General features: G+C 70.5%; 13 protein-coding genes and 1 pseudogene. 6 read left to right on the top strand and 8 right to left on the bottom strand.

The genetic code is table 11. From position 1 onward, the window contains the following. The first annotated feature begins 56 nt into the window (after positions 1-56). The 3 genes from AB0J71_RS37325 to AB0J71_RS37315 all read left to right on the top strand — a co-directional run bounded on the left by AB0J71_RS37325 (position 57) and on the right by AB0J71_RS37315 (position 6,572). Positions 57-3,713 (top strand): hypothetical protein, encoded by a 3,657-nt coding sequence (locus AB0J71_RS37325; protein ID WP_364418692.1) that lies wholly within the window; start codon positions 57-59, stop codon positions 3,711-3,713. Between the two features lie 244 nt (positions 3,714-3,957). Beyond that, entirely contained in the window at positions 3,958-4,428 is a 471-nt protein-coding gene (locus AB0J71_RS37320) for a GNAT family N-acetyltransferase (RefSeq protein WP_364418690.1), read from the top strand. A gap of 878 nt (positions 4,429-5,306) precedes the next feature. Next, positions 5,307-6,572, top strand: coding sequence for a pentapeptide repeat-containing protein (locus AB0J71_RS37315; RefSeq protein WP_364418688.1), 1,266 nt, complete (start codon positions 5,307-5,309; stop codon positions 6,570-6,572). Between the two features lie 1,048 nt (positions 6,573-7,620). Here the strand turns inward: AB0J71_RS37315 and AB0J71_RS37310 are convergent. The 5 genes from AB0J71_RS37310 to AB0J71_RS37290 form a co-directional block, all read right to left on the bottom strand. After that, positions 7,621-8,712, bottom strand: a complete 1,092-nt coding sequence (locus tag AB0J71_RS37310) for a glycosyl hydrolase family 18 protein (RefSeq protein WP_364418686.1) — start codon at positions 8,710-8,712, stop codon at positions 7,621-7,623. A gap of 472 nt (positions 8,713-9,184) precedes the next feature. Beyond that, a complete protein-coding gene (gene pip, locus AB0J71_RS37305) occupies positions 9,185-10,132 on the bottom strand; it encodes a prolyl aminopeptidase (RefSeq protein ID WP_364418684.1) in 948 nt (315 codons plus the stop codon). A gap of 534 nt (positions 10,133-10,666) precedes the next feature. Continuing rightward, the gene (locus tag AB0J71_RS37300; RefSeq protein WP_364418682.1) at positions 10,667-11,107 is read right to left on the bottom strand and encodes an SRPBCC family protein; all 441 of its coding nucleotides are present in this window, start codon (positions 11,105-11,107) and stop codon (positions 10,667-10,669) included. After that, positions 11,104-12,441: a carotenoid oxygenase family protein gene (locus tag AB0J71_RS37295; protein WP_352331255.1), complete on the bottom strand. Its 1,338-nt coding sequence runs from the start codon at positions 12,439-12,441 to the stop codon at positions 11,104-11,106. The genes AB0J71_RS37300 and AB0J71_RS37295 overlap by 4 nt, the downstream gene beginning before the upstream one ends. Beyond that, complete coding sequence (locus AB0J71_RS37290; RefSeq protein WP_364418680.1) at positions 12,438-13,775, bottom strand: MFS transporter; 1,338 nt, start codon at positions 13,773-13,775, stop codon at positions 12,438-12,440. The genes AB0J71_RS37295 and AB0J71_RS37290 overlap by 4 nt, the downstream gene beginning before the upstream one ends. Before the next feature lie 109 nt (positions 13,776-13,884). Here AB0J71_RS37290 and AB0J71_RS37285 point away from each other — a divergent pair, with 109 nt between their 5' ends. Then, positions 13,885-16,551 carry a LuxR family transcriptional regulator gene (locus AB0J71_RS37285; RefSeq protein WP_364418678.1) on the top strand — a complete coding sequence of 889 codons (2,667 nt, stop codon included), beginning with the start codon at positions 13,885-13,887 and terminating at the stop codon, positions 16,549-16,551. Here AB0J71_RS37285 and AB0J71_RS37280 read toward each other — a convergent pair. Then, complete coding sequence (locus tag AB0J71_RS37280; RefSeq protein WP_364418676.1) at positions 16,525-16,887, bottom strand: DUF2255 family protein; 363 nt, start codon at positions 16,885-16,887, stop codon at positions 16,525-16,527. The genes AB0J71_RS37285 and AB0J71_RS37280 overlap by 27 nt on opposite strands. A gap of 116 nt (positions 16,888-17,003) precedes the next feature. Here AB0J71_RS37280 and AB0J71_RS37275 point away from each other — a divergent pair, with 116 nt between their 5' ends. Both AB0J71_RS37275 and AB0J71_RS37270 read left to right on the top strand, forming a co-directional pair. Further along, positions 17,004-17,198 carry a hypothetical protein gene (locus AB0J71_RS37275; protein ID WP_364418674.1) on the top strand — a complete coding sequence of 65 codons (195 nt, stop codon included), beginning with the start codon at positions 17,004-17,006 and terminating at the stop codon, positions 17,196-17,198. Between the two features lie 545 nt (positions 17,199-17,743). Beyond that, positions 17,744-17,926: pseudogene (locus AB0J71_RS37270) on the top strand (Tn3 family transposase); the annotation flags it as partial. Between the two features lie 57 nt (positions 17,927-17,983). On the opposite strand, the gene AB0J71_RS37265 reads toward AB0J71_RS37270, so the two are convergent. Both AB0J71_RS37265 and AB0J71_RS37260 read right to left on the bottom strand, forming a co-directional pair. Further along, a complete protein-coding gene (locus AB0J71_RS37265) occupies positions 17,984-18,331 on the bottom strand; it encodes a hypothetical protein (RefSeq protein WP_364418762.1) in 348 nt (115 codons plus the stop codon). 737 nt (positions 18,332-19,068) lie between these two features. After that, entirely contained in the window at positions 19,069-20,163 is a 1,095-nt protein-coding gene (locus AB0J71_RS37260; RefSeq protein ID WP_364418672.1) for a tyrosine-type recombinase/integrase, read from the bottom strand. Between the last annotated feature and the right edge of the window lie 213 nt (positions 20,164-20,376).

The following is a 20,376-nucleotide window of genomic DNA, read 5'->3' as shown; positions in this document are numbered from 1 at the left end:
CTTCGCGGCCCTTCGCGAAAGCAGGGTTGACGCCCAAGCGCCCCAGGAGCCGCTCGATGAGCATACGTGCCCGGATCGTGGCCGTTGTCGCCTTATGCCTTCCCTTTCTGGTCGTGTCGCCGCCCGCCGCGCACGCCGTCGATCCGTCCCAGATCTGCGCGGTCGTGTTCACCGTCGGCACCGGCAAGGACGGCCTGCGCAGCGACTCCAGAGAGGTCATCAGCCTGGCCGGGCAGGACTTCGTCTTCGCCGACTCCAACGGCGACGGAGAGCCCGACAGCAACCCGTACCACCAGGGCGGCACGGGTGACAGCGGCTACGACCAGTTCGTCTGGGACGCCGAACTTCCCGCCTGTGTGCCGAGATCGGCTCTGGCGGACGGCTTCACGATCCGGCACATCACCGAGTCCGAGTGGGCCGACAACTGGGACCTGCGCACGTTCGAAGTCGCCGACGCCCTCACCGGGCACGTGTTCTTCCGTGCCGGTCACGCGGGAAGGCGGCTGCACCGCTTCTACAAGAACCAGTTCCAGGTCTGGAACTCGAACCTGGCGAACCCCGTCGAGGAGAAGGCCACGGCCGACATCTGCCGGCTGACGTTCGCCGTCACCACCGGTTTCGAGGACGGGATCCGCGACGACTCCACCGAGATCATCCGCCTGGCTGGGCGCCGCGTCGTCTTCGACGACTCCAACGGCGACGGAGAGCCCGACGCCCACCCGTTCCACCTGGGCGGAACCGGCGATCTCGGCCGCGCCACGTTCGAGTGGAACGGCACCCTCACGCCCTGCGTGCCCCGGCGCGACCTGGTGCAGGGCTTCGAGTTCGAGCACATCTCCCGAGACAACAACTACGAGATCGACGCCGACAACTGGGATCTGGCCGGACTGGTCGTCCTCGATCGGGACTCCGGCAGGACGTACTTCGCCTCCCCGCCGGGACGCGACCAGAACCTCAACCGCTTCGACCTGCACGCCAACCGCGTCTGGAACACCAACCAGGCCCGCAGCACCTCCGACGCCGACACCGACGGGGACGGCCTGAAGGACGACTGGGAGATCCACGGCCGCGACAGCGACGGCGACCACGACGTCGACGTCAACCTCCCCGAGATGGGCGCCGACCCCCGGCACAAGGACATCTACCTCGAACTCGACTGGGAGCAGGGCCAGGCGCCCTCCCACGCCGGGATCGCCGCGGTCAAGAAGGCCTTCGCGCTCGCGCCCGCCGACGCGGGACACGACGCCGACGCGATCCCGACGGACGGGACACCCCGCGGCAAGTCCGCCCCACCCAACCCCGACGGGCGTCCCGGCATCACCCTGCACGTGGACGCGGGCAACCGCATCGACCCTTCGGCGAGCGAAGGCGTACCGGCCTTCACCTGCGCGGACGGTCTCGACAACGGGACGGACGGCTTCGTCGACGGCTCCGACCCCGACTGCCTGAGTGAGGACACGTACGTGGAGGACCCGCCGAGCCCGCCCACCTGCGGCAACGGCCGTGACGACGACGGCGACGGACGCGCCGACGCCGATGACGACGACTGCCTGATCGGCGACCGGCTGCACCCGGACGACCAGCGCGGCGGCCAGGTGGTACCCACGGTCGCCGCCTGCAACCTGGGCAGCAACTACGTGGCCGCCGCGGGCGCGAACTTCGACTCCGGCCGCGGCAGGCTCTTCCATTACGGAATCCTGGCGGCGCCCCCACCGGGCTGCCTGAACGGGGGACAAGCCGAGACGGGCGGCCACTACATGCTCATGCTGAGCCGGCACCCCGCGGTGCTCATGCACGAACTGGGCCACAACCTGAACCTCCGCCACGGCGGCGCCGACGACGTCAACTGCAAACCCAACTACGTCAGCGTGATGAACTACGACAACAGCGTCGGAATCCGGCGCGTCAGCGGCGGCACCATCATCGACTACTCGCCGCCGCGTCTCGCCTTCGACGGCCTGCGACGCGGCCAGGCCCCGCTGCCGATCCTGCACGAGGACGCCCTGAGCGAGACGGCCGTCCAGGACCCGACGGACAACGCCAACCGGTTCAGGTTCGTCGACTCCACCGGCCACAAGATCCCGAACGACCTGGACGCGCCCGCCGAGTGGGACCCGTCCGACACCGTGCCGATGCCCCACGTCAACGTCAACACCGCCGACCTCGTCACCGGCGAGCCCCGCGACTGCGCAGGGAACACGTCCAGGACCGACGAACTGCGCGGTCACGACGACTGGGCCCGCATCTCACTGCCGTTCGCCCACTTCATCGGCCAGACCGGGGAGGCGGCGACCGAGCCGGAGCTCTCGCCGACCACCGAGGAGATGGACCGGGCCCGTCAGGCGGACGCCGTCACCGACCTCGGCGTGGCCCTCGCCGCCGACCACGATCCGGTCATCTCGGGCACTCGCCTGCGCTACACGGCCACCCTCACCAACCACGGCCGCAACCCGGCCACGTCGGCGGTCCTCACCGGCACGCTGCCCGCCGAGGTCACCTTCGTGCGCGCCGACCCGTCCTGCGCGGTCGCGGGCCGTACGGTGACGTGCCGCGTCGGACTGGTACGCGCGGGCGCCTCCCGGACCGTGGACCTGACGGTACGCGTGAACCCCGGCACGACCGCCCCGCTCACCGCCCGGGTCCTGGTGGACGACCTCAAGGGGGCCGATCCCGTCGGCGTCGACGACGAGGCCACGCTGACCACCCGCGTGGTGGCGCCGACGGTCGCTCATCCCATCACGATCGATCCGACCCGGTTGTCCTACACCGACTTCGGCGTCCCCGGCCACGGCTGGCACGACGGCCGGGCCGTGACGACGCTGTCGCTGGTGCCGGGGGAGTACACGTACCTGGTCCCGGTCGGAGGCGACGGCGCGAGGTTCCGGGTGACGGCCGAAGGCACGGTCGACTACGACGATCCGCGGCTGCTGGCCGGTCAGGGCACCTCGACGCTGACGGCACGCGGTTTCGCGGTGGACTTCGACGGCACCGGCCTGTCCTACGCCGACCTCGGCGTCTCCGGGACGGGCTGGTGGGACGCCCGGCAGGTGCGGACGTTGTGCCTGTTCCCCGGCCCGCACAGCTACCTGGCCGCCGGGGTGACCAGCGTGCCGTTCCGGATCAGCGGCGGCGGCCTGATCGACTACGACACCGCCTACGACGGCGTGATCTCGGGCGCCGGCACCCGCACGCTGACCGCGCACGGCCGGCCCGTCACCGTCGACGGCACCGGTCTGTCCTACGCCGGTTTCGGCGTCACCGCGACCGGTTACCACGATGCCCGCCAGCCCCGCGTCCTGCGTCTGCTCCCCGGCCCGCACGCCTACCTCGCGCCCGGAGTGTCCGCGCCGAGCCCGCAGTTCCGCGTCGGCGCCGACGGCCGGGTCACCGTGGACGCCGAGTGGTCGGCGCAGCTCACCGGGACGGGCACGACGACGCTGACCGCAACCGGCCTGCCGGTCACGGTCGACGCCACGGCGGTGACCTACCCGCAGTTCGGCGTCTCGGGGGCGGGCTGGAGGGAGACCCGCGTGGCCCAGCCACTGCGCCTGTTCCCGGGCGGGCACACGTACCTGACGGCCTCGAACGCGGCGACGCCGTTCACGGTGCGGAGCCCCGGACTCGTCGACTACGCCCCGCAGTACGACACGGTGTTCGACGGCCGCGGCACGGGCACCCTCCGGGCGCTCGCCCCGGCCGTGCCTCCTCGGTGATCAGCCGCCCGCCAGGAACGCAGGCGGTTGAGCACGAGGCCGGTGCAGCGGCCGGCGACAGCAGCATCCTGTCGCCGAGGTCGGCGGCGTCCGCGGAGGCGGCCGCGCCGCTGACCGTCCGCCCGGCCCGCGCCGACGACCCGAGGAGGTCGGCCGGCTCTATGACATCGGTCTGCGTACAGCAGCCTGGGGCCAGGACGCGAGCGGGCATGTCGCCGAGCATCGGCTGCTCGGCGACATCTTCGTGGGGCCCTACCTGGCCTACTCGTCCGACCTCGCCTGGGTCCTCGCCGCTGAAGGGGATGCACCCGTCGGCTACTTCCTCGCCGTCGCCGACACCGTGGCCTTCGAGGACAGGCTGGAACGCGAATGGTGGCCGCCCCTGCGGGCGCGGGGACCGCGCCCGCCTGTCCGGCCGGGAACTCCGGACGCGTGGCTGCGCTCGTACGTCGATCAGCCGCCCCGCACTCCGACGGATATCACCACCCGCTATCCCGCGCACATCCACGTGGACCTCCTGCCCGAAGCGCAGGGCGGCGGATACGGCCGACGACTGTGGGAAACCGCCATGGACGCCCTGCGCCTGCGCGGGGTGCACGGCGTCCACCTCGGCGTCGCCGCCCGCAACACCAACGCGCAAGGCTTCTACCGCCACCTGGGACTCCACCTGCTCGCCGAAGACCCCGGCACCCAGTTCTACGGCATGCGCCTCTGACGGCGGTCCAGGCCCATCGCCAATGCGGCCTTGATCAGCGTCGGCGCCGAGGGCGATGATGCCTCATGAGCGACACCGTGAAGTTGGGCCGGCTCCCCTCCCGGCGATGCACCAGCTCATACCGCTCCCGATAACCGCGCGTGCCATCCTGAGCCAACGTGCCAGGGCGGGAGCCAAGGCAGAGACCACCGCGTAGGTGGTGGCGTAGCCGGGGGTCGGCCAGCCCTGCTCGGCGGCCACGACGGCGCCCTGGCGGTGGATGGTGGCGATGCTCGGCGGCAGGTGTTGCAGCCCCAGCCCCTCGATCAGCAGTTGCATGTCCTGAGGCATGCGCCGTCGCCCGGCGTCGCGTCGCGGCCGACGCGCGAGCCCGGCCAAGCCGTCCCGAGGCGGGCCCGCGTCGGCCGGAGGTGGGGACGCCGGTCGGCCAGGAAGACCGGGCCGGCGGTGTGGCCGTTCAGCAGGCGGGGCAGGAGCCGGGCGGTGGCGGTAGCCCAGTGCACGTACTCGTTGGAGCGGATGCGGGCGCGCCGGAACTCGGTGTCGAGGTTCTCGACGTCGACCGGAACCGGCTCTATGAGTGCCCGTTTCCCCAGACGTGCACCTTGACCAGCCGGCCCAGGCACAGCTCGCGGGCCGGCGTGGTCTTCCGGCGCCGGACGGCCCGACCAGCAGGCCGACGTTCCACCGTCGTTCCTCTCCGGGCAGGTGCGCTGACCTACCAGGAGTTGGTCAGCTTCTCCTCCAGCGATACGTCTGACATGCCCTGAAGCTGGAGGGCGCGGGCGGTGCGGCGTAGCGCAAGAGGATCCTTCCAGGGGTCACGATCGCGTCACTCGGCGTCCACTGAGCCCGGTTCCGGCCGCATCATCGGGCCCATGGCGAAGAAGTCCATTTCGATCGTGATCCCCATGATCGGTGGTGCACTGGTGGCATCGATCGTCTGGATGCTGGGCCCAGGGACGCGCTGGATACTCGAGAACATCGACGGGGTGACAGTCGGCGGGCCGACCGGACTGACCGGCAAGGATCTGGCGGCGGCTCTGGACGCGGTCCGAGGCAGGGTGTTGGCCGTGGCCACCGGGCTGGCTGCTCTGCTGGCGGTGTTCTACACCGCGCGCAACGCCGACACTGCCCGCCGTTCCTTCCAACTCGGCGAGCGCGGCCACGTGACCGACCGCTACAGCAAAGCCGTCGAGCAGCTCGGCAGCCCCCAGGCCCCGGTCCGCCTGGGGGGACTGTACGCGCTGGAGCAGCTCGCCCAGGGCACGCCTGATCCCGAGTTCCGGCAGACGATCGTGGACGTGATCTGCGCCTACCTGCGCATGCCGTTCACTCCGCCCACAGAGGGAACCACTTCGGACCCCGCTGGCCGTGACCCCCAGGAGGAGCGGCAGGTCCGCCTGGCCGCCCAGCGCATCCTTGCGAATCACCTGCGCCATCACTCTGCGACCGCACGTCCTTGGCGGCGGGTTCGTCCCGCTGACCGCAACGCCCGTCACTGGCCAGACGTCCGCATCGACCTCTCCGGCGCAACACTCATTGACCTCGACTTCCGTAGCTGCCATATCAGCGAAGCCAGGTTCGCCCAGAGCATCTTCATAGGTGACAGCACGTTTGCCGGGTCGGTCTTCGTCGGCGATGCCATGTTCGACGGGACCGTTTTCCACGGAGCCGCCCGGTTCGGCGGAACGACCTTCGATGGCGCCGCCTGGTTCGAGCGAGCAACCTTCACCGGACCCGCCACTTTTGCGGGGACCACCTTCACCATCGCCGCTCAGTTCGAGGGAGCAACGTTCAACCGCGCTGCTCGGTTCACTGGGGCGGCCTTCGTCGGTGCCGCCTGGTTCGGTGGCGCGACTTTTGCCGGCGCCTGGTTCGCAGGAGCGACCTTCGACAGCGATGCCTGGTTCGGTGGGGCGACCTTCACTGACAGTGCCTTGTTCGAGAGGGCAGTGGGCCTGGAGACCGCAGCGTTGGGCGGCGTGCACCTAGCGCCGGTGGCCGAGGACGTGGTGAGGACATGGCCGACGGCCTGGAAGGAGGCGCCGGACGGCACGGGAGGGCGGACGCTTCGATTGGCGCACCCGCCCGCCGAAGGCGCCGATGACGATGGAGAGCCAGGCGAGTCCAGCGCCACATGAGGGCTCGGACGGTGCGGCCTTCGGCCAGGGCGCCGGGGGCTCCGCTGGCGATGGCGTCCAGCACGGACTGCAGTGGGGCGCGCTGGGGGGCGGCTTGGCCCAGGGCGGAGCCGAGCAGCATCCGCAGGGACAGGACGAGGGACAGGGCAGGGCGAGTAGGGCGCGAGGTGTCATGTCGGCTGGTTCTCCAGGGGATCGGTAGCCGCCGTGGCGGACGGTGGGAGCTGAAGGCCCCGGCCAGGGGGCGCGTTCTGGCTGGGAGTCCCGGGAACCTTCTGACGCTGACGTGTCCCGACGCCTCCACCAACCCCGCCGTCGGCAGGCACGCCACCGCCTCCGACCGCAAGCTGGAGTTCTGGAACAGCGCCAGCGGCGTCCCGGCCGCCGACGGCCAGCAGTTCGCCGAACTGAACGCCAACGAGGTCTCCACCCTCTACCAGGACGTCCCCACCGTCCCCGGCGCCGTGATGACCTGGTCCCTCTACCCACCCCCCAGACGCCTGACGGAGCCATCTCCCCGAACATCTCCGACGGCAACACCGCCTGGGGCCACTACACCGGCACCTACGTCGTCCCCGCCGGACAGACCCTCACCCGCTTCGCCTTCGTCTCGGTCTCAGCCGCCGGCAACAACCCCGCGATCGGCAACTTCCTCGACGGGGTGGTCTTCCAGACCCCGTCCTGCCTGCCCATGACCGGCAACGCCGCATCCAGGAACGCCGCCAAGGCGCGCCAGCCGTAAGGCGCAGGGCCACACATGCTGCGTGGCCAGGACCTGCCGCTGCGCCGGCGGGTGGAAGGACTGGCGGCGAAGTTCCGCGCCGCCACCGTCGAAGAATGCGTCTTGTCGGTCGAGGAGGACGCCCGGGCAAGCCGTGGCCACGCGCTACGACAAGCGCGCCTACATCTTCCCCGGCACCGTCACCCTGGCCACTCTGGTCATCTGCCTCCGAACTCGATCTAAGAAACAGTCCCTGGTGGCCCGTCACCGAATCTCGGACGGGTAATCGGTCTGTCCCGGGACCGGGGGCCCGGTCCCGGGAGGCGGTCAGCTTTGCCGTAGGGCGGGCATCGGGAGGGGGACGGCGTACGCCGTGGCGCCGCCGCCCACTCCTCCCTCGCAGGAGTTCGGAGGTGCGGTGGTCACGCCCCTTGTGGAGGGACGTTCGGCGGCCCAGAACATGTAGCCGAGCATGCCGGAAGTGAGTCCGGCGCCCTTCGGCGCGGCCGTCTGGACGAACGATCCCGTGGACTTCTGCAGCGAGGTGCTGAAGTTCGTGCATTCGGCGCGGACCTTGCTTCCTTCAGCGATGTAGAACGCGCCGGTGAACTTGGCCGGAGCCAGCGACGGGATCGGCGGAGAGTAGGTGGTCTTGCCGTCGATGTGCTCCTGCCAGTTGGCGATGGCGTCGGAGCTCCTGGGCTGCTGGGCGGGCACCATCGCGTTGGCGTAGTCCAGGACCGGGGGGTCGGTGCGCAGCCAGTCCGCGGTCGCCTTCCTGGTGATGTCGATGAGCCAGCGGTCACCGGCGGCGAGGTCGATGGTCAGCCGGGCGGCTGGGTTCGCACCGCTCGCGTCGTACGGCAGGGCGGAGCGGTAGGCGTCGACGAAGGCCTGCAGACCGGCCAGGTCGGGCCTGCTGTTCTCCTCGTAGTCGATCTCTATGCCGACGCCGAGCCGCTGGGCGACCTCGGCCGCGTTGCGCCCGAACTGCGCCGCATTCTCCGCCAGGGCGGAGTTCCACGCGGTGGTGTACGTGATGCCGCCGATGGAGAGCATCACCCGGATTCCACGGCTGGTGAAGTAGTTCACGATGTCAGCGGTCATGCCACGCGGCACGCCGTCGAGGGTCTGCGTGTCGGTGGTCTTGTGCAGCAACTTGACCGGGTGGACGAAGCTGAGCACCACGAGGTTGACCGAGGGGCGGCCGTCTCCTCGGTCGATCAGCCAGTGGTTCTTTGCGTCGAAGTCTGCTGGGCTGCGGACGTTGCCCCAGATACAGGCGTCATCACCGCAGTGCCAGGCGCCGTAGACCTGCAGCGGGGTCGCAGCGGCCTGTGCGGGGACGGGCAGGAGAAGGAGGGGGAGGAGTAAGGAGACGAGCGCGGCCGGACGGCGCATGCCGATACCTCCGTTCACGAGGAACTGGAAAGGAGGTTAACTAATTCTGCACGGTGCTGTCCCTCCCCAGGAGGACACACCCGGCTCCCACAACGGCTCGCGTCCCCATGAGCGCTCAGCTAGTGGCCCATCACCGAATGTCGGACACGTAATCGACCTTCGGCGGTGAACCCTGAACTGGATCGAATCAGAGTCGCCGCGCTGCGCTCCTACACGCTGAACGGCACCGACCACCGCAGGCATGACGAGCAGAACGCGGCGATCGGTGCCTACGTCCGCCGGCGCAACGCCCGGGCCGGGGCGGATGGCAGTGCCGGAGGAGTTGCTGAACAGCACCTCATGGCGGCCAGGGGGCGGGGACGTCGACGATGCCGATCAGGTGCCGGTCGGATATACGTCGTAGGGGCATGAGGACTCCAGGCGGTCGAAGACCATGCGGCCTGAGCCGGGTGACCTACATGATCGTAGAGGCGACGCTGCCAGGCCCGACTCAGCTCGCGAAGCCATCCAAGGCAGCAGGAACGGCCTTGGCCATGGTGCTACTGCCGGTATGCCCCGAGTCATCCACCACGACGAGCCGGGCATCGGGCCAGGCCTGGGCCAATAGCCAGGCGTTCTCCAGCGGACAGCCCAGGTCGAAGCGGCCGTGGATGAGCACACCGGGGATGCCGGCCAACTTGTGCGCATCGCGCAGCAAGATGCCTTCCTCCAGCCAGGCTGCGTTGGAGAAGTAATGGGCGCAGATGCGAGTGAAGGCCAGCAGATCGGCCTCTGGCTGGTCGCTGTAGGCGTTCGGTTTACCGTTGACCTCCAGGGAGATCACCGCATCCTCCCAAGCCACCCAGTCGTGAGTGGCCTTGGCGCGTACGGAAGGGTCGGGGTCGGACATCAGCCGCGCGTACGCGGCCAGCAGATCACTGTCGCGTTCGCTCTCGGGGACGCCCTCGCGGAAGCGCTGCCACTGCTCGGGAAAGAAGCGGCCCACACCGCGGTAGAGCCAGTCGATCTCAGAGCGGCGGGTCATGGTCACGCCGCAGATGACCATCTCCGACACCCGCGCCGGATGGGCTTGGGCGTAGGCAAGCATCAGCGTGGATCCCCACGACCCGCCATAAAGCAGCCACCGGTCGACACCGAGATGCTCACGCAACCGTTCCATATCCGCGACCAGATGCTGGGTGGTGTTCGTGCTCAGATCAACAGCCGGGTCACTGGCATGCGGCAGGCTCCGACCGCAGTTGCGCTGATCGAACAGAATGATGCGGTAACGCTCGGGGTCAAAGCCGCGGCGTTGATTTGGCGTGCAGCCCCCGCCAGGGCCGCCATGGACGACGAGCGCAGGCTTGCCCTCGGGGTTGCCGCAAACCTCCCAGTAGATGAGGTGACCGTCACCGGTGTCGAGGTGTCCGTGGTCATAGGGCTCGATCGGGGGATACATCGCCCCACGATACAAGCGCCGGCGCCCGAGTCGGCAGCTCCATCCGCACGTCCTTGCACTGCTGACCGAGGCCTGCTCCACCGGCTGCTCCCATGGGGGCAGCCTGGGCAGGGCTCGGCCTCGCCCTGCTCTCAGCCGCGATGCCGTCCGTGGCCGGTGACACCGACCTCTCAACGGCGCTGAGTGGCTTCGGTCTGCGCTACAGGGAGGGGTCATCGGCTTCTTGAGCGCCGTCGTGGAACGGACGCAAGCCTCCCCACCTTGGCGCGGAAGAAAGCGTAGCGGCCCAGGAAGTCGATGTGGTCGTACTGGATCGGCGACAGCCGCGCGCACATCTCATCGGTGACCGGGAAGCCCTGCTCGCGCAGGTGCTGACGGCCGCATCCAGATACAGGTTGTTCCACCACACGACCGCGTTCAACGCCAACCCCAGGCTGCCCATGCTGAACGGGAATTCCGGCACATGCGTTTACCGAACCACACAGGAAGCAGAACGCCGCGCCGTTCATGAACGGCGCGGCGTTGGAAACTGTTTCAGGCGTTCTCGGCCGTCTTCTTCAGGCGTTCCAGCCAGGCCGTCAGCGAGGCGTCGAGCGCGGCGGCCATGCCCTCTGCGCCGGCGCGGATGGGGTCTCCGTCCCAGGACTCCTCGGTGCGTACCAGAACCGTGCCGTCGACCTCGGTGAACGTCCACTGGTGGATGCCGTCGATACCGTGGGCGGGGCCGCCCCACAGGATGCGGTACGGCTCCTCGACCGCATACACGGTGGAGGCGATCTCCATCCCGAACGTGGTCCAGTGGAAGACCGAGCCGGGGGCCAGGGGGCCGTCGGCGGAGGCGGCGGTGATGTCGTCCTGCCAGGCGGTCCAGCCGGACACGTCGGTGTGCAGGTCCCACACCCGCCGCAAGGGCGCGTCGATCGTGATGGAGTGGCGGGCGACGACGGGGGCGGAGGTGTCGATTCCGGTGATCACTTGTTGTCCTCGATCCAGTGGCCGTGGATGCCGGCGGGCACCCTGCGGGGGAGTTCTACGGTGGCGATGGGGTCGCGCGCGATGTCGGTGGCGTCGAGCACGAGCAGCTGGGAGGCGTCGGCGTGCAGGTCGCTGACGATGGTGAGCAGGTAGCCGTCGTCCTCGCCGGTCGCGCCCTCGGCGGGGACGAACACGGCCTCGCCGGGCATGCGGTGCTCGCCGTGGGACAGCAGCTGCCGGCGTCCGGTGGCGGTGTCGAACTTGATGGTGTGGTAGCCGGACAGGCCGGCGCCGGGGAAGGCGACGGCGTAGCTGTAGCGGTTGGTCGCGCCGGTGAGGTCGTCGTTGATGGAGGGGAACTCGGTGGCGAGGTCGTCCAGGGGCTCGTCGGTGGCCTTGCCGGTGACGGGGTCGAGGATCCAGCGGTGCAGGGTCGAGCCCGCGTCGGGGCTGACTCCGTACCCCGGCGCACCGATCCACCACTTCCAGGAGCTCTCCCACGACGAACGGTCGTAGCGCGGGCCTTCGACGACGACGCGTCCGTGCCGGTCGACGTAGGCGTTGGTGACGTGCAGCAGCGCGGCCTGCTCGACCTCGAACCAGGTCACCCGCGACGGGCCGGTGCGCGGCATGACCCCGATCCTGAACGGCACGTCGTCGTGCCACCGGTACGGGATGCCCGAGTGCTCGGAGTGGTCGAAGACCACCGGCGAGTTGAGGAACACGACGTGCTCGCGGGTGATGGCGAAGTCGTGCATGAGCGAGGGGCCGGAGCCGTCGACGGCCTCCGAGCGGACGATCTCCCCGGAGGGGGAGGCGACGTGGTAGGTCAGGTAGGGCGGGAACGGGCTGTAGCTGTAGAAGTGCAGCTCGCCGGTGACCGGGTCCTCCTTCGGGTGGGCGGTCATCGCGCTGGTGAGCTTGCCGCCGAAGTCGTACACGCCGACGGTGTCGAGGTCGGCGGTGACCTCCCAGGGCAGGTTGGCCTCCTGGAGAGCGAGGTAGCGGCCGCCGTGGAAGATGATGTTGGTGGCGGCGGCGCTGACCTCCAGCTCGGTGCCGGTGAACGGCACGCCGTCCAGGAACGGGGTGCGTACCCAGCGGTTGCGGTACCACTCCGCGCGCCCTCCGGACAGCCGCACGCCGTGGATCATGCCCTCGCCCCTGAACCAGTGGCTGGGGGTGATGCCCGGCTTGGGGTTGTGGCCGTTGCGGAAGTAGCGGCCGTTCAGCTCGGGCGGCAGCGTGCCGCGCACGGTCAGCTCGCGAGCGGTGATCTCATCGGTGACCGGGGTGAAGTGGCCGGTGAGGTACGGCTTGGACAGTTCAGTCATCGAAGGGCGTCCTTTCGGATCGTGACAAGGGTGATCAATACGGTCAGGAGGGCGATGAGGGCGGCGGCCACGAACGTTCCGCGGTAGCCGCCGGTGAGCGAGACGGTGGTCAGGACGGCGAGCCCGATCGCGCCGCCGATCTGCCGGCTCGCGTTGACCAGCCCGCCGGCGAGGCCGCTGTCGGCGGCCGGCACGCCCGCCGCTGACAGCGCGGTGAGCTGGACGAACGCCGCTCCCAGCCCTGCGCCGATCAGCACCGACGGGCCGAGCAGCGCGTTCACGAAGGTCCCGCCGGACGGGGATCGGGCGAGCCAGGCGAGCCCGGCGGCGAGCAGGAGCAGCCCGCCGGCCAGCACGACCCGGCCGGACAGCCGCCGGGTCAGCCGGGGAGTCGCCCAGGAGGCCAGCGTGATCGTCAGCGCGAGCGGGAGCTGGGTCAGCCCCGCCTCCATCGGCGTGTAGCCGAGCACGCGCTGCTGGTGGAGCGGCAGGAAGAAGAACAGGCCGAGCCAGACCGCGCCGAGCAGCGCCATCAGCACGTTCGCCGCGCCGACCGGCCCGGCCCGCAGGATCCGTACGGGCAGCAGCGGATCGGCCGACCGGCGTTGCAGGCGGAGGAAGAGGCCGAGCAGCAGCACCCCGGCGGCCACGGCGGGCCAGACGCCGCCGGACACCCCGTACGTGAGAGCGGTCAGCCCCAGGGTGACGGCGAGCGCGCCCGGCAGGTCGAGCCGTCCGCCGCGCGGCCGGTCGGCGGGCAGCACCCGCCAGGTGGCCGCCAGCACCGCCACGGCCAGGGGGACCATGACCCAGAACACCGAGCGCCAGCCGTAGGCGTCGCCGAGCAGGCCGCCGAGCAGCACGCCCGCTGCCCCGCCTACGCCGGAGACCGCGCCCCACACGCCGAGCGCGGCGCCGCGTCGTGGCCCGTCGTGGTACAGGGTCAGCACCATGGCCAGCGCGGTGGGCGCCAGCAGTGCCGCGCCGACGCCCTGGACGGCTCTGGCCACGATGAGCGTGACGACGTCGTACGCGAGCGCCGCGCCGAGCGAGGAGGCGGCGAACAGGGCGGCGCCGGTCAGGAAGACGCGGCGCAGGCCGTACACGTCGCCGGAGCGGCCGCCGAGCAGCAGCAGCGACCCGAAGGCCAGGACGTAGGCGTTGACCACCCACGACAGCCCGGCGGGATCGAGCCCGAGCCCGGCGCGCAGCTCCGGCAGCGCGACGTTCACGATCGAGGTGCTCAGCACCACGAGGAACTGAGCCGTGGCGAGGGCCGCCAGCGGCGTCCAGCCCGTCGTGACGGTGGCCGGGGAGACGGAAGCGCTGCTCATGGCCATGACACTCGCAGCGGACGGGGAACGCTCGCGTCGGTGGTTCTCACCTATCCGGGACCGACCCGCCTACGTATGACCTACGTCATTACGCAAGGATTGCCAGCATATGGACGCATCGCTGGTCGGACGACAAGAAGAGATCGCACGCGTGGACGCGCTGCTCGACGCGGCCCGGAAGGGGCAGGGCGGAGCCCTGGTCCTGCGCGGCGAGCCCGGCATCGGCAAGACGTCGCTGCTGCGGCACGCCGAGCGGGCGGCAGGCGACTTCCTGGTCGTGCGGGCCTTCGGCGCGGAGTTCGAGATGGAGTTGCCGTTCGCCGTCCTGCACCAGCTGTGCGCGCCGCTCCTGGGCGACGTGGCGGCGCTGCCCGGCCCCCACCGCAAGGCGTTGGAGATCGCCTTCGGCCTGGACACCGGCACCCCCGATCCCTTCCTGGTCGGCGTCGCGACCCTGGGCCTGCTGGCCGAGGCGTCCCCGGAACGTCCGCTGCTGTGCCTGGTCGACGACGCGCAGTGGCTCGACCACGCCTCGGCGAGGGCGCTCGCCTTCCTGGCGCGCAGGGTCGCGGGCGAGCGGGTGGCGCTGCTGCTGTCGGTACGGGAGCCGTACCGGCTGCCCGAGTTCGGCGAGCTGCCGGCCCTGGAGCTGAAGCGCCTGTCCGAGCTCGACGCCCGCGCGCTGCTGGCCGCCGCGATCCGCGCCCCGCTGGACGAGCGTGTACGCGACCGCATCCTCGCCGAGGCGCGCGGCAACCCGCTGGCGTTGCTGGAGCTGCCGAGAAGCGCCGGCCTGGCCGGGATGGCGGGCGGTTTCGCGCTGCCCCCGTCCGTGCCCGGCGTGATCGAGCAGAGCTTCCGCGCCCGGCTGGAGTTGCTGTCGCCGCAGGCCCGGCTGCTGCTCACCGTCGCCGCGGCCGACCCGGTCGGCGACCCGGGATTGTTGTGGCGAGCGGCCGAGCGGCTCGGCATCGAGGCGTCGGCCGGCACGGAGGCCGCGGCGCTGGTCGAGTTCGGCACCAGGATCCGCTTCAGCCACCCCCTCGCCAGGTCGGCGGCCTACCGGGCCGCCTCGGCGGAGGACCGGCGGCGGGCGCACGAGGCGCTGGCCGCGGTGACCGACCCGGCCGCGGACCCCGACCGGCTGGCCTGGCACCGCGCCGAGGCCACCACGGGCCCCGACGAGCAGGTCGCGGCCGAGCTGGCACGATCCGCCGCCCGCGCCCAGGCCAGGGGCGGCCTGGCCGCCACCGCCGCCTTCCTGGAACGGTCCGCCGCGCTCACCCTCACCCCCGACCTGCGGACCGAGCGCGTGCTCGCCGCCGCCCAGGCCAAGCTCTCGGTCGGCGCGTACGACGTGGCCGCCGAACTCCTCACGGCCGCCGAGACCGCCCCGCTCGACCAGCGGCAACGGGCCAGGATCGACCTCCTGCGCGGGAAGCTCTCCTTCGCCCGGCGCCGGGGCGGCGAGGGGCCCACGACGTACCTGCTGAGCGCGGCCGCCCGCCTGGCCGGGCTCGACCCCGCCTGGTCGCGGGCCTGCTACCTGGACGCGATGGAGACCGGCATCCTGATCGGCGGCCTCGGCCCGGTCGTGGCGGCCGCCCGGAAGGCCCCTCCCGCGCCCGAGCCGCCCACCAGCGCCGACGCCGTCCTGGACGGCCTGGTCACCCTGGTCACCGACGGGCACCTGGCCGCGGCGCCCGTCCTCGGGCCGGTCGTCGGGAACCCCGGTGACGAGGTGTGGGCCCGCTGGCCGTCGATGGGCTTCATGCTGGCCGTGGAGCTGTGGGACCACGACGCGCTGCACGGCATCCCCGCCCGCGTCGTCGCGGCGGGCCGCGAGTCCGGCTCGTTCCACCTGCTGCCGATCGGGCTCGCGATGGCGGCCACGGCCGCTGTCCATGCGGGAGACTTCGGCGCCGCGACGGAGATGATCTCCGAGGAGGAGGCCATCGCCGCGGCCACCGGCGCCGCGCCCCTGGTCTACCCGCGCATCCATCTGGCCGCCATGCGCGGCCGCCGGAAGGAGGCGGTCGAGCTGTTCGACAGCGTGCTCGCGGCGAGCCAGCGGATGAGCCTCAGCGTCCAGTGGGCGACGAGCGTGCTCAACAACGGCCTGGCCGACTACCGGGCGGCGCTGGAGGCCGCCCGGCAGGCCGTGGCGCACGGCGACCTCGGGCTGTCCGGGCTGGCGCTGCCCGAGCTGGTCGAGGCGGCCGTACGCTGCGGCGAGACCGACCTCGCCGCAGCGGCGCTGCGTACGCTCTCCGAACGTGCGCGAGCCGGCCGGCAGGCGTGGGGCCTCGGCGTCGAGGCGTACTCCCGCGCCCTGGTCACCGAGGACGAGGACGCCTACCGCGAGGCCGTCAACCACCTCGACGCCACCCCGATGGCGATCTACCGCGCCCGCGCGCACCTGCTGTACGGGGAGTCGCTGCGCCGCCAGGGACGTCGGCGCGAGGCCCGCGAGCGGCTGCGCACGGCCCACGAGCTGCTGTCCGACCTCGGCGCGCAGGCGTTCGCCGACCGCGCGGCGGCCGAGCTGCGCGCCACCGGCGAGCACGCGAGAAGCCGCTCGTCGCAGGCGTCGGACCAGCTCACGCTGCAGGAGCTGCACATCGCCCGGCTGGTCGCCGACGGCGCGAGCTCCAAGGAGGTGGCGGCCAAGCTGTTCCTCAGCCCGCGCACGGTGGACGCGCACCTGCGCAACATCTTCCGCAAGCTCGGCCTCACCTCCCGCAGGCAGCTAAGAGACCTCCCCGCCATCCGCTAGCCGCATGGTGGTGCACCTGGCCTCCGGCCCCGTGATCGTCAGCACGGGGCCGGGCCAGCTCAGGCCGTACTTGGCGCGGTAGGCGCGGGAGACTCGCTCGACCAGCGCGGGCTCGTCCACGGGCGCGAGCCGTACGGGGACGGTCGTCCCGTCCAGCTCGATCTCCGTCGCCGCACCCGCCAGCACCCTGCGGTACCACCCGCTCCGGTGACCGAACGCGGAACGGACGAAGGCGACGCCGTCCATCACCACCACCCAGATCGGCCGGGCCGACCACCTTCCGTCCGCATGCCGCACGCGCATCACGATCTCCTCTGCCTCGGCGAGTCCGTCCATGGGCTCACAGTGCCGCCGGGCGAGCCGCGACCGCGTCGGCGATGACTGCCTACCTCTCCCGCGTAGGCAGGTTTCACCGACGCGAGCGGCAGGCGGTCGCGGGCACAGTGGGCGGCATGACAACGACTGACGACATCTCGTCCACGGTTCGCGGCGAGCACAAGCCCGCGAAGAAGACCAAGGCCAGGCGGCGGGCGGCGAAGGGGCTGGCGTGGTTCGCGCTGCTCCTCACGGCCGGGCTCGTCCTGGCCGAGCCGTGGCTGCTGCTCCCCGCCGCCGCCCTGCTCGCCGCGATCGCCCTATGGGACTGACGCGCGATGGCCCAGCCCTCTTCCTCACCGACATGCTGCCGGCCCTCGCGGTCATGGCCGCCGCGGCCGCGCTCGTAGCCCGGCGGTCCCGCCCGCTCCCGTACGCCGCCGCGGCCCTTGTCCTGGCCAGGCTCGCCGTGACGAGCCTGCTGCTCACCGGCGGGCTGCCGCCGGCCGGGACCCGGTTCGTCGTCCAGGCGCCGGACCGAAAGCCAGGAACGGCTCCGTCTTCGGACGATCGAGGCGGAGCACCAGAGCGTGGCTTGGGCGGCCTAACGACGCGAACAGGAGCGTCGCCAACAGGAGCCCGTCGCCTCCTTCACCAAGTGGGCGGTTTGCGGCCGGCGACGCGGACCGGAGCGGGGGCCCGACGAGGACGCGTTGACTGAGATCGGGTGGGGTGACATCGGCCTGGACTCATGCCCGAGAAGCTAGCCGGAAACCCAGACCCGTAGGTTCGAGGGTTTCCGATGTAATGAGAGGCCACACTTTCGGACTCAGCACCGGCCCGCATCAGGCGGTCACGGGTGCACCCAACGTAGACGGTGAGCGTTCCCGGATTGACTGGAGAGTCCCGCCACCAGCTCGGTGCCCTTGGCCTCGGCTTGAATGCGATCAATTGGTGGAACAGCCGCTACATCGACGCCGCCCTTGCCCGGCTGGAGGCCGGTGGCCTGGGCGTCAGCCGTGAGATCAAGGCCCGCCTGTCACCTCTGCTGTTCGAGCACATCAACTTTTATCTGGACATGTTGCCGAGTCGTCATGATCCTTTCCTGGGTGCCTGGTCACTCATGGGTGTCGAAGGGTTCGTCGCTCCAGCGGAACCAGGCTTCGGTGTCCTTGATGTGGAGCATGAACTCGGCGACCGGTGTGCCGTCGGCTTTGACGAGGGTGATCGCGTCAGTGATCTGCTTGTAGACCAGTTCCCATGCCTCCACGTCGAGTTCGCCCTCGTGGTCGATGAGGGCGAACTCTGCTTCAAAAAGGTGGCGGACATTCTCGAACCCGTCTCCGGCGACGAACCGCCCGTTGAGCCAGGGGAAGTCTGCATCGGCGACGTGGATCTCCCCGATGGGGATCTCGCCTCGAAACAGTCGCCACACTTGTCCAGGCCGCATGCCGGCATCAATCATGACGAGGTTCTATCCGACGTCAGTCAGCGACAGTTCTTGGTGCCGGGACCGTTCTCGGTTGACTCACCGAGGTCGGTGAGCAGCTCGCAGATGCGGCCTGAGATGGCTGTGTGGCGTTCGGCTTCGCGGGGCCAGCCCTGTTCGATGGCGCCCTGGATGAGCTGTTGTTCGCGGGCCAGCCGATCCCGTAGTCGTGGAGCGTACCCGCTGGTGGTGAAGAACTTCGAGCAGCGCAAGTATGCCTTGCGCGGGGTTCGTGCTGGTGCGTCCCGCGAGCCTGCCTCGCGGTCGGCGCCTGGGGTGTAAGTGGGCCGGTCTGGTGGCAGACAAGTGCGAAGACTCTGCCTCTCACGCTCGTGTGCTCACAGTAGAAGCCGCGGGGCAGCGCTGAAGGCATGGACATGCTAGATCTCCGAGGTGGTCGCCCATCCCGAGACTTGCTCGGGGGGTGAGAGGACGGGTGAGAGATCCGCTGGTGTGCGCAGTGCTACTGCGCCTCCGGACGGTGAAAGCCATTCGCTGGTGCGGCCGGTGCTGCCAGTCGCCCGTTTCGTTGGGGTCGGTCTAGCTCATCTGACCGATTCAGGGTTTTTGTTCTTATTCCGGCGCTCGGCAGGAGCTCCGTACGCCGGCGTGCTGGAGGAAGTGGAGCTTCCCGCAGGGGCGACGGCGGGGGAGAAGCTGTCCGTGTTTATGTGTCTTCCATGTCCACGGATGCGAAGGCTGATCCTGATTCTTCACGTCGTGGCGTCAGGGCGCGGCTGCGCGGGTGTGGTGGGCAGCAGGGGTGTGACGGAGGGGACGCGGAGGCGTTCGACGGCGTCGCGGGCCTCTTCGTCGGGGCGCACGTCGTAGCGGAGTGTGGTGCTGGGGCTGGCGTGGCCGGCCAGGCGGGCGGTCATGATCGCGTCGGCTTGTGGCAGGAGGTTGGAGATGAAGGTGCGGCGCAGGTCGTGCGGCCGTACCGGCGTGGTGGCGGCCTGTTCGGTGCGTTTGGCGAGGATGTCGCGTACCGCTTGCGGGTTCATCTGCCAGGGACGGCCGTCGGGGGTGCGGCGTACCGCGCCGCCGCGGGTGAGACGGGGGAACAGCGGGCCGCGGTGGGTGCCGCGGGAGGCGAGCCAGGCCTCCAGGCGGCGGGCGGCGAAGGAGTTGACGGGGATACGGCGCTGTTTGTCGCCCTTGCCGATGACGGTGAGCATGCGGCGGGACCGGTCGTAGTCGGCGTACTGGAGGGAGACCAGTTCGGCGCGGCGCAGGCCGCAGGCGTCCAGGACGGCGATGATGGCCGCGTCACGGAGCCCCGCGCTGGTGATGGCGCCGGCGGGGGAGCGGTCGGCGTCGCAGGCGGCGATGAGGGCGCCGATGACGGTGTCGGGAACGTGCTGGCCGGCCGGCTCCCGGTGGCCGGTGAACGGGGCCAGGGCGACGGCGCGCTGATGGTCGTCGGTGCTGAGCAGGCCCAGTTTCCAGGCTTCCTTGAGCACGCCGCGTAGGGCGGCCAAGTGCTTGTTGCGGTAGGCGGGTGACCAGTCCATCTGGTCGATCTGCTCGCGGATCCAGGCGGTGTGCTCGTAGCGCAGGTGGTGCCAAGGCTGACCTTGGCCCGTCACCGCGGGGTTGTCGAGATGGTCGCCGGTGAGCATACGTGCTATGTGGTCCATGCAGATCCGCATCACGCGCCGGGAGTCGGCACTGCCCAGGCGCCCCAGATAGAGCAGGTACGGGTCGCGTGCAGGAGCGACCGGCGCCAGTCCTGCGGCGGGGGCGGGGAACGCGGCGGTGGGGAGCAGTCGGGCAATCGGCCCGGAGGTCGTGTCGGACTCGGTCACGCTCCCTACCCTAGCAGAGATGATCTTTGAGAACTTCACTTCTCAGTGATCATAAGTGAATCGCAGGTGCGAAATGCTAAACAGGGGATTGATAGAGCATGTGCTGATGCTAATTTGGCGGCGTGACGGAGATCAGCGTAGATTCGGGCGAGCCGCCCACCCGCGGTCAGGACCAGTCCCACCCTGAGGCGCCGGCCCAGGAGCCAGCGCCTC

The organism is Nonomuraea sp. NPDC049637, from assembly GCF_040675235.1.
Lineage (GTDB): Bacteria > Actinomycetota > Actinomycetes > Streptosporangiales > Streptosporangiaceae > Nonomuraea.
This window is presented reverse-complemented; position numbering and strand designations above follow the sequence as displayed.

What these genes read in the sequence shown, in the direction of transcription:
- pip (WP_364418684.1), bottom strand. Translation starts at nt 10,132, where the DNA reads ATGTATCCCCCGATCGAGCCCTATGACCACGGACACCTCGACACCGGT.
- AB0J71_RS37265 (WP_364418762.1), bottom strand. Translation starts at nt 18,331, where the DNA reads ATGATTGATGCCGGCATGCGGCCTGGACAAGTGTGGCGACTGTTTCGA.
- AB0J71_RS37325 (WP_364418692.1), top strand. Translation starts at nt 57, where the DNA reads ATGAGCATACGTGCCCGGATCGTGGCCGTTGTCGCCTTATGCCTTCCC.
- AB0J71_RS37315 (WP_364418688.1), top strand. Translation starts at nt 5,307, where the DNA reads ATGGCGAAGAAGTCCATTTCGATCGTGATCCCCATGATCGGTGGTGCA.
- AB0J71_RS37290 (WP_364418680.1), bottom strand. Translation starts at nt 13,775, where the DNA reads ATGAGCAGCGCTTCCGTCTCCCCGGCCACCGTCACGACGGGCTGGACG.
- AB0J71_RS37295 (WP_352331255.1), bottom strand. Translation starts at nt 12,441, where the DNA reads ATGACTGAACTGTCCAAGCCGTACCTCACCGGCCACTTCACCCCGGTC.
- AB0J71_RS37280 (WP_364418676.1), bottom strand. Translation starts at nt 16,887, where the DNA reads ATGGACGGACTCGCCGAGGCAGAGGAGATCGTGATGCGCGTGCGGCAT.
- AB0J71_RS37275 (WP_364418674.1), top strand. Translation starts at nt 17,004, where the DNA reads ATGACAACGACTGACGACATCTCGTCCACGGTTCGCGGCGAGCACAAG.
- AB0J71_RS37285 (WP_364418678.1), top strand. Translation starts at nt 13,885, where the DNA reads ATGGACGCATCGCTGGTCGGACGACAAGAAGAGATCGCACGCGTGGAC.